Here is an 8,886-nt window from a genome sequence, read left to right as displayed (position 1 = left end):
CGATAGTATTTAAGTTTGTTAAAAAAGCACTCAACTAGATGTCGCTCCTTGTACAGATGTGAATCGTAATCTCTAGGGTTGAGGCGACCAGAACGAGGCGGAATCACGCCTTGAGCACCAGTTTCCTCAATCAAGACCACAAAAGCATCACAATCATAGCCTTTATCGGCAATTACCTGTTGAGCTCGATAACCAGCCACCAATGCCTCTCCTTGACTGATATCGGCGGTTTGCCCTGGAGTCAGAAGCAACCGCAGCGGATTGCCCAACGCATCTACCACAGCATGTAACTTGGTACTAAATCCGCCACAAGAACCTCCTAAAGAGTGTTTTTCTGACCCCCTTTTGCTCCTGCTGCACAGGGATGAGCACGAATCATGGTGCTATCGGGAATTAAACTTTCTAAGTCAGCAGAGTGGGACATTTCTTGCAAGAGACGATGCCAAACTCCCTTCTGACACCAACGCCGATATCGTTTGTAGAGGCTGTTCCAGTTGCCAAAACGTTTGGGTAATTCACGCCATTGAGCACCTGTGCGAGTAATCCAGAGAACCGCATTCAGAAAACGACGACAAGCTTTGGGGTCTTTGATACGGATGTCTTGTTGGTGGCTCAGAACAACGAAAATTTGCTGCCAAGCAGAATCGTCCAACTTAACACGAGATTTCATGAAGAATTTTTTGACTAAAATCAGCAACTTCAGGTACTTTCTCATCTTTGCCTCTTTACGTCAACAGAACCTAGCGATCAGTCCCTGTAAATTGTCCGACTTGTCAACTATTTGTAAGCAGTGAAAATGACCTTCGGCCAGCATCTCAGCCGCTTTTAGCATTAGTTAATCTGAGATAGCTCAGCGTCATAAGTTAAGCTAATCACAAAGAAAATCTTATCTTTGTTACATTTCGTTACACTTGCCTTAAGATAGAGACATATCATTCAAAAATCAAAACCCAACGCAATCATAGCCAAATGACAACAACTCTACAGCAACGTCAAAGCCTTAGTCCTTGGGAAAAATTCTGTGAGTGGGTAACTAGCACCAACAACCGCATCTACGTCGGTTGGTTCGGCGTATTGATGATCCCCACCCTCCTAGCGGCAACCACCTGTTTCCTAATTGCCTTCGTCGCAGCACCACCTGTAGACATCGACGGCATCAGAGAACCAGTAGCCGGTTCTTTGCTTTACGGCAACAACATCGTCTCTGGAGCAGTAGTACCGAGCTCTAACGCCATCGGACTACACTTTTATCCCATTTGGGAGGCAGCATCCCTAGACGAATGGCTCTACAACGGTGGTCCTTACCAGCTGATCATCTTCCACTTCCTGATCGGAGTTTTCTCCTACTTAGGTCGTCAGTGGGAACTTAGCTACAGACTAGGAATGCGTCCTTGGATCTGTGTAGCATATTCGGCACCAGTATCTGCTGCTACTGCAGTCTTCTTAATCTATCCTTATTGAATCTCAGCTAACCCACAAATAGTCAGACGTTCTGGTTGGCACTGCTTGATTTTGACAGTTATTCTCCGAGCTCCTTCAAGTCTCAAATCTTCTAGATAACCCTCTTGTAAACTTTTCGCTTCGACAGCAGTCTCGAAAGGTCCAAAGTAGTAAAGGCATTGAGGTTCTTGGGTTTGAATTTCTAGCCACCAGTGTCGAGCTGGTGCGTAGACAGGTAAAGTCAAGTAAAAGCTGCTGCCCGCTCCCAAGGTACTCTCTGCCCAGAGCTGCCCACCATGGAGCTGAATAATCTGATGAGCTAGAGCTAAACCCAAACCCAATCCATTATAAGGACGAGAATCTGAAGCATCTACTTGGTAGAAAACATCAAAAATCTTGTCTAGTCGCTCGGCTGGAATGCCGACCCCCCGATCTTTGACTTGAAACCGGACCAACTCTTCACTAAGGGTGACCATTAACGTAACTATTGAGGGAGTCGGCGAGAATTTAATCCCATTGCCGAGCAAATGAGATAGAACCAAGATAGTCAACTGAGGATCTGCCCAAACAGAAACCAATCTCGGCATCAGCGAGAAGATAACTCCAATTTGCTTGCCTTTTAACTGTATGACTCGAGCTGCTTGCTTGACTAGCTCGGCAACAGGGCAAGGCTGTGGAACGATTTGGAGTTGACCTGATTCGAGCTGCTGGTAGACTAGAAGCTCTCTAACTATATATCTCAGTTTGTCGATTTGCTTCCGGGCCAGATTCAGCAGCAGCCGACCTTCTTGGGAACCAGAATCTAATTTCCCAGCTGCCAAGAGTTGTAGAGCTCCTTGAAGTGGGGTTAGAGGAGTGAGAAATTCGTGAGAGAGTACCGAAATCAACTTGTCGTTTGTTTGAGATAGCATCCGCCAAACTTCTGGTAGCTCTGACTCAACCTGGTAGAGTTGCTCGAGTGCTTCAGATAAATTTTCTGGTTGAGTTGGCAACTGGCTGAGATTTTGTCGCAGAATTTCCAGACGACGCTCAGTTGATAACAGCAATGATGGAAGGAAGCTCTTCTTGTAATCCATTACTCGTTACAGCTCTCTAGTAATCTCAATCTCACTCAGGAGCTGCCTCAAAAGGTTAAGGTTCTGCAACTAGAGCAGAAAATGGTTCGATTAGTGATTTTTTTTGAGTTTAATCAAAGATTTTGAAGAATTTGTGAGATTTCCAAGCTAGGCACCTTAATTCGAGCTGGAGCAGCGACAATTCAGCGGGCAATTTCTTCGGAGTTTAATTGGGCAATAACCTCTTTCCTAACCTGCTTCAGCAAGACCTCCGTATTCCTCTTCCGTCCCAACTCCATCAAATTGCTCGAATTACCAACTCCCAGCTCGATTTCTTCATAGAAAATCTCGGTTAACACCTCATAAATTTCACTTGAACCCAAATCCCTAAGTCGTTCATTTACGGGATAGTGGGTCACCAAGACCCGCTGATGCTTCCACTTAATCAGATAAAAGCCCTCACCAGAGTAATTAGGTCGTAACTGGTTTAGGTGTGTTTCGAGCAGTAAATTTAAGTAATCATGTTCAATTGGTTTGAGGGATTTACTCTCCCAGCAGGTTATGACCCTTTCCTTAAGACTTTCAGACCCACAATCGATTAGGGCTACTATGGCCAGTATCGGGTCAAAGTTTGAAAGGGTTGACCTCGCTACTTCAACCACCAAAGACTGTTTCTTAGGCTGCATTATCTTGCCTCCGATTCTAAAAACTATATAGCTTCACTATTTGGTTAAACCAGAATTAAATGCCGAACTTGGTAGAGTTGGGCAAGGAGGTCTATAAAAAATTTATTGTCGAGAAAGTTATTCGCTCTAACCGTACCAAAATTCAGAGTTTTGGAGTGTCTTCAGATTTAATTGACCAACACTCTTTGAGCGACTAGGGGGTGATTACCTTTCACGGCGAGCGCTCTTTTTGAGACTGTATCTACACTAATTTTACTGCTCATGACTCTAATTAATTTTGATTGATAATTTTCTTGACTTTGTGATGAATGTTTAATTTAGTTATTGAACTGTTACAGATTTAACAGAATTTTCCCTGAAAATTCTCCTGAAAACAATTTCGAGGGAAAATAGAGATAGATAAATTAAACTAGCTTTGATTTTGAGGTGGCTTCATTATCCAATCAAAGTCTCTAGTTTTTAGTTCGAGCGGTAGATTTAAACCACCAATCCCGAAAGCTCCTCAGATCAAAGATTAGAACCGTAAGCTGAACTTACAGCTAAAAAACTAAGAGCTAATAGCTGAGAATTAGGAACTACGAGGTCAGGAAATTAAATTGGGAGGCGGTAATCGTGCTCAAATCCAAATTAATCACTGCTACACTTAAAACTACCGCTAGCATCTTGCTAATTGGGGGAATTGGACTATGGTCTTCGAGTCTGTCAGCCGAGACAGTTCCTACTTCTAAAGACACAGCTCAGCATTTAAAAGGAATTGTCGCGAGGAATCAAATTAATGTGTTGGATGGCATTGCCCAAACTAGTAAATGATTCGAGCATAGAACCGACAAATAAGCGACCTTCACAACAACCTCAAGCCGAAAATACCGTAAGATACTCTATCTCAGTCGATCAACAAACCGACGATTTTAGCTCGGACTGGCAGGTTCAAGCTGCAAGTCAAGACTAGTCTAATCTCAATCGAGGAGATGGTTCTGCAGCGAGTATAGTTCGATATGTTGTCTGGCGATTTTAAAACACCTTCAGGAGATGGAAGCTAGTCTGCAAGTAGAAGAGTAGCCCACAAACAACTAAATACCTTGTCCTAAACCACGACATAAAACTGGTTAATTTTTTTGTCCCCCTCACACTACAAATTATTACTACTATGTTAAATAACGAATTAAACTCACTACAAGAAGAACTAAATTACCATAGGCAATCCATAGAAGAACTAGAACAGAAGATTGCTGAGGCTAAGGGGTATGAAGCTTTTGCTACTCAAGCTAGTGATGCAGTAGAAGAAGCTATCAAGCAGATCGGAATGGGTAAATATCTATGGCTCTTTCGTGAGCATTTAATGAGTTTGTTCCCACAAGAGCAACCAAAGTATCTAGAAGAAGTTTCTGTTCCTCTTTCCCAGAAAAGCGAAGCTCCTCTTTCATCGGAGATGGAAGCTGAAAAAGAAGACAACGAAATTGAGTATATGGATGATAACGACCCTAACTATAAATCTATTGAGGAACTACAAAAAGAAGAACCCGATACAGTTGTAGCGGTCTATCATAGTGAAGAATATTTAGAGCAACAGGAAGTTAAAGATACTCAAGCAAGTAGGGCTAGGTTATTAGGTATCCCAGATTTCACACCCACTACTTATACAGATATTTCACCTGATATTGTCTATAGTTCCACAGGCAGATGTTATGTAGGCTTTAGCAACTACAATCGGGCAAAGAACTACGGCAATCAACTCTGTGAGCTATACGAGCTTACTAGTGGCTTTCTAGTTGATAAGTCCCAGATCATGACCAACCACAAGTATGAGCTTAAGTTTTGGTGTTCAGAAGCTAATGCTAGAAGGCTTGTAGGTCTTAACCTCAAGAAAGAACTAGATGATCCTGTTAATGCCAAGGTGGTCGAGAGTTGGAAGAGGGTAGAACCTACTAAATCTCAGCCTACTAGTCCTAAACCCATTCCTATCTCAGAATTAGAAGTAGGAGACATAGTTCATAGGGAAGGAAAACCCCAGGATCGGTATGAAGTAAGGGGTGTTAAAGAGAAAGATGGTATTCTCTTTGCTGAATTCTATTGCCTACACCACAAGGACTTTAAAGGTCTAGTAGGGCAGACTTTCTCGTTTAAGGAAGTCTATCTAGTATCTAGAACATCTGAAATAGAAAAGGATTGGGTTGCTTGAGTAATCAAACAGAAACGCAATCCCACTCACTCTATCAAGCTATCGGACTGCTTTTTGGTGAACTTAGGGGTACAACCATTAAACTAGATTTCATACAACTTCTACCTACAGTTTAAGCTTTAGTTCTTAGGATACGAAACCCATAAATCCCTAGATTGATAACTAATACCGACAGACCTAACGGTACTTAAACAAAAATCAAGCCCAAACAAAGCCCAAACTAGCTTTATAAGCTACGAATACGTCGCGATTTTGGTTCAACCATTGGACAAAACGATAAGATATACCTGTACGAAAAGCTTCTAATGCTTCAGGAAATGTCTCCAAAGGTTTGTTCGCCCAACGTCTTCTTAAACCTCCAGTAAGCTTATGCCAAAGGATAAAAGTATAGGCACAAAAAACTAGAATAAAATGTCTTTCCAAACTCTTCTTATCTCTAACTTGATACTCTTTTAATCCTAACCATCCCTTGGCTTCTCGATAGAAAACTTCTATCCAGTTTCTCTGAGCATAAGTTTGAACTATCCATTGCTCGGTTACTATTTCTCCCTCAACATTTGTGAGTAAGTAGTCAATATCTTCAGCATCTTCAAAGATTGGTGCACTCATGACGATAGCTATTTTTCTGATTCCTTCTAGCCTTGATATTTCTGCTTCTATTATTGCTACCCAGACGGTTCTAGGTTTTTCACCCTGGATTTGAATCTCCTTAAATTCCTCATCAGATAACCATTGAGCATATTCATCTACTCTGATTTTTTCTAATTGATTTGATGGAGTTTTAACCAAAATATTACGATTTTTAGCGATTCCTCCTATATACTTTAATTTCTTTTTTTCCAGTTCGAGTAAAACAGTTGTGTTGTTACCATAGGACGAATCTATTAATACTAGTCCTGGTCGATATCCCCTCTTCAAACTTTTATCGATTAATTCTAAGGCTAAGGTGGGTTTTTTCTTGAATTCTCTGTCTTTCTTTCCTTCGGGCAACGAATTACCATGTTGATATAGTTCTATGTCTAAAGGTAAGCTTTTTTGGCCATCATATAGATGAGTTGTTACTACAACATTGCCATTATCTGTTTTCCCAATTTCCCCAATATATTGACGACCTACTGCTGCGGTAAAGTTACCACTTTTTCTATGCCCAGAGTCATCAACAATTAGACTAAATCCCTTACTGATTCTCGTTTGATTACACTTGTTCATCACTTCTAAGCGACGTTCATTTATCTTGTTCGCTGACCAAGTTGCTTCAGTTAAGAAATGGTGTAATTTGTGGTATGTGACCTCTACTGCGTCTTTAGCCATTTGAGATACATTTTTTCGCTCACTTTCCCCTAATAATCCTCCTAAATAATGTCTGAATTCCCTTTTTTGCGCTTTAGTTCTCAGTAAATCATCAAACTTTTGACACCATCTCATCTATCGAAACAGGGAGGCATGGCTGCGGGAGTAGTTTCTTTCATAAAGTAAGTGCGATCGGGCTTTAGAATAATGTTAAAGTTAATCAGCAAAGGTATTCTATCTTATTTTGTCTGTTTAAATTGTTTAAGTACCGTTAAAGTGCCAAAGAAGAAGTAGTCCTATGAGGTGAATGCTAGATGAGTGATTTAATTCGGAACTTTGTTAGTATAATGGCGCAGTTTACTTAATGATGTTAGTTTTATTCCCCCAGTTTCACCAAGAATTTTAGGTCAGTGAAAAAAATTATCTGTTTATTCAATCAATCGGGGGGTGTGGGCAAAAGCACCTTGACAATGAATCTGGGCTATCACTTAGCAGAAAAAGAGCAAAAAGTTTTATTGATTGATATCGATCCTCAAGGCTCTTTAACTACTTTTATGGGGTTAGAACCAAACGAACTAGATAAAACTATTTACAATGCTATTATTTTCGATGAGCCTTTACCGATACATCATCAGATACATAATATGGATTTAATCCCTGCCAATATCGATTTAAGCGGGGCTGAATTGGAGCTGGTTATGGCCGATCTAAGAGATTTTCGCTTAAAGCAAGCTTTAGAACCTGTTCAATCACAATATGACTTTATTCTGTTAGATTGTCCCCCAAGTTTAGGATTGCTTAGTTATATCAGTTTAGTATCAGCTACTCATGTTCTTATTCCCATACAAGCAGAATATAAGGCTTTACGAGGCACAGAACTTCTTTTCCAAACTATTCAACGTGTCAAAAAAGGGGCGAATAAACAACTAAAAATTGCTGGGTTTATCCCAACAATGTACAATGCACGGACGATTCATGGCGAAAAGAGCCTTCAAGCTATTAAAGAGTTGGCTAAGTTAGGAGAAGTGTTTCCTCCCATTCCCCGTACTGTTGTATTTGCTGATGCTTCCCAAAAACAAATACCCCTGGCTAAATACGAACCTAGGCACTCTGTTGTTACCTTAATGAAACAAATTGCTACCAGCTTGAGTAATCAATAATGGCTAGACGAAGCAAAAATAACAAAGATGAAGTTTATACCTTAAAAGGTGTTGACCAACTTTTTAACACTATGTCGGAGTCGGAAAAAGTTTCTGAGTTGGTAGCCCTAAAAGATATTGTTTTACCAGAAAGTCAGTCACGTCGATTCTTTGACCCTAAATCAATGGCTGATTTAACTCAGTCAGTTCAAAAAAAAGGAATTTTATCTCCTTTACTAGTACGCCCTCTTGGTAATAATAAGTATGAATTGGTAGCAGGAGAAAGAAGATTCCGAGCAGCCAAAGCATCAGCATTAGAACAAGTTCCCGTAGTTATTAGAGAACTTTCAGAGCTTGAAGCTAAAGAGCTAGGATTAGTTGAGAATCTCCAAAGAGAAGATTTAAATCCTATAGACGAAACTGAGGGGGTTTTATCTTTATTAGCTTTACAAGAAGACTTGACGGTAGAAGAAGTAATATCTCGGCTTTATCGCCTTTACAACAAGCAAAAAGGCAATGTTGATAATTCTAACCCAAACGTTTGGGTTAAAAGCTTTGAGGCTTCTGTTACAGATTTATTTAACTCTCTAGGTCGCATGAATTGGGAGTCCTTTGTTAAAACAAGACTACCTCTTTTAAAGTTACCCAAAGATATCCTCGAAGCTCTCAGAGCAGGTCAAATCGAATACACCAAAGCTAAAGCTATTAGCCAGCTCAAAGATGAAGTATTTAGAGATGAATTGTTAAAAGAAGCGATAGCTAATAACTTGTCGCTCAATGACATTAAAAACAGAATTGCCCAACATAAAGGCAAGACTTCTACTGACTACTCGGAACTGTCAACAGAAGAGCTAATTAAAGATGTTCGACAAACTTACCAAAAATTTTCTAAAAGCAAAAAAGTCTGGTCGGATCGCAAGAATAGAAAGAAGATTGAAACTCTGTTGAAGCAGCTAAAGAGTTTGATTGAGGAGTAGTTGAAAAAACTTATGTAATAATTATCGGTTCTTCAGTACCTAGTATGCTAGAAAACCCCGCAATATCCATTCTACAAAGCTCATAGCTATTTATTGCTGTTTACATTTCTGTTAGTTTGA

Annotated in this window: 8 protein-coding genes and 2 pseudogenes; 5 read left to right on the top strand and 5 right to left on the bottom strand. The window is 40.3% G+C overall.

Annotation, left to right across the window (positions count from 1 at the left end; translation table 11 throughout):
* The coding region (locus ACLFKQ_RS30365) for a transposase (protein ID WP_449003136.1) at positions 1-362 on the bottom strand (362 nt) is incomplete at its 3' end.
* Positions 320-715, bottom strand: coding sequence for a transposase (locus ACLFKQ_RS30360; protein WP_449001707.1), 396 nt, complete (start codon positions 713-715; stop codon positions 320-322). The genes ACLFKQ_RS30360 and ACLFKQ_RS30365, both read right to left, overlap by 43 nt.
* 254 nt (positions 716-969) lie before the next feature.
* On the opposite strand from ACLFKQ_RS30360, the pseudogene ACLFKQ_RS30355 reads away from it, so the two are divergent.
* Positions 970-1,455 (top strand): annotated as a pseudogene (locus ACLFKQ_RS30355) (photosystem II q(b) protein); the annotation flags it as partial.
* On the opposite strand, the gene ACLFKQ_RS30350 reads toward ACLFKQ_RS30355, so the two are convergent.
* Together ACLFKQ_RS30350 and ACLFKQ_RS30345 are read right to left on the bottom strand one after the other, a co-directional pair.
* Positions 1,455-2,486 (bottom strand): DUF1816 domain-containing protein, encoded by a 1,032-nt coding sequence (locus tag ACLFKQ_RS30350; protein ID WP_449003327.1) that lies wholly within the window; start codon positions 2,484-2,486, stop codon positions 1,455-1,457. The pseudogene ACLFKQ_RS30355 and the gene ACLFKQ_RS30350 sit on opposite strands and share 1 nt — an antisense overlap.
* Positions 2,487-2,698: 212 nt before the next feature.
* The gene (locus tag ACLFKQ_RS30345) at positions 2,699-3,181 is read right to left on the bottom strand and encodes a hypothetical protein (protein WP_449003326.1); all 483 of its coding nucleotides are present in this window, start codon (positions 3,179-3,181) and stop codon (positions 2,699-2,701) included.
* A gap of 612 nt (positions 3,182-3,793) precedes the next feature.
* Here ACLFKQ_RS30345 and ACLFKQ_RS30340 point away from each other — a divergent pair.
* Positions 3,794-3,991 carry a hypothetical protein gene (locus tag ACLFKQ_RS30340; RefSeq protein WP_449003325.1) on the top strand — a complete coding sequence of 66 codons (198 nt, stop codon included), beginning with the start codon at positions 3,794-3,796 and terminating at the stop codon, positions 3,989-3,991.
* Between the two features lie 337 nt (positions 3,992-4,328).
* Positions 4,329-5,360 (top strand): hypothetical protein, encoded by a 1,032-nt coding sequence (locus tag ACLFKQ_RS30335; protein WP_449003324.1) that lies wholly within the window; start codon positions 4,329-4,331, stop codon positions 5,358-5,360.
* Positions 5,361-5,558: 198 nt separating this feature from the next.
* Here ACLFKQ_RS30335 and ACLFKQ_RS30330 read toward each other — a convergent pair.
* Positions 5,559-6,829: pseudogene (locus tag ACLFKQ_RS30330) on the bottom strand (IS701 family transposase).
* A gap of 231 nt (positions 6,830-7,060) precedes the next feature.
* Between ACLFKQ_RS30330 and ACLFKQ_RS30325 the strand changes: the two are divergent.
* Both ACLFKQ_RS30325 and ACLFKQ_RS30320 read left to right on the top strand, forming a co-directional pair.
* Positions 7,061-7,810 (top strand): ParA family protein, encoded by a 750-nt coding sequence (locus ACLFKQ_RS30325; RefSeq protein ID WP_449003323.1) that lies wholly within the window; start codon positions 7,061-7,063, stop codon positions 7,808-7,810.
* Positions 7,810-8,766, top strand: coding sequence for a ParB/RepB/Spo0J family partition protein (locus ACLFKQ_RS30320; protein ID WP_449003322.1), 957 nt, complete (start codon positions 7,810-7,812; stop codon positions 8,764-8,766). Before ACLFKQ_RS30325 ends, ACLFKQ_RS30320 begins: the two co-directional genes overlap by 1 nt.
* Positions 8,767-8,886: the final 120 nt, after the last annotated feature.

The organism is Myxosarcina sp. GI1(2024) (genome assembly GCF_053543375.1).
The sequence above is the reverse complement of the archived record's forward strand: the minus strand, read 5'-3'. Positions and strand labels throughout refer to the sequence as shown.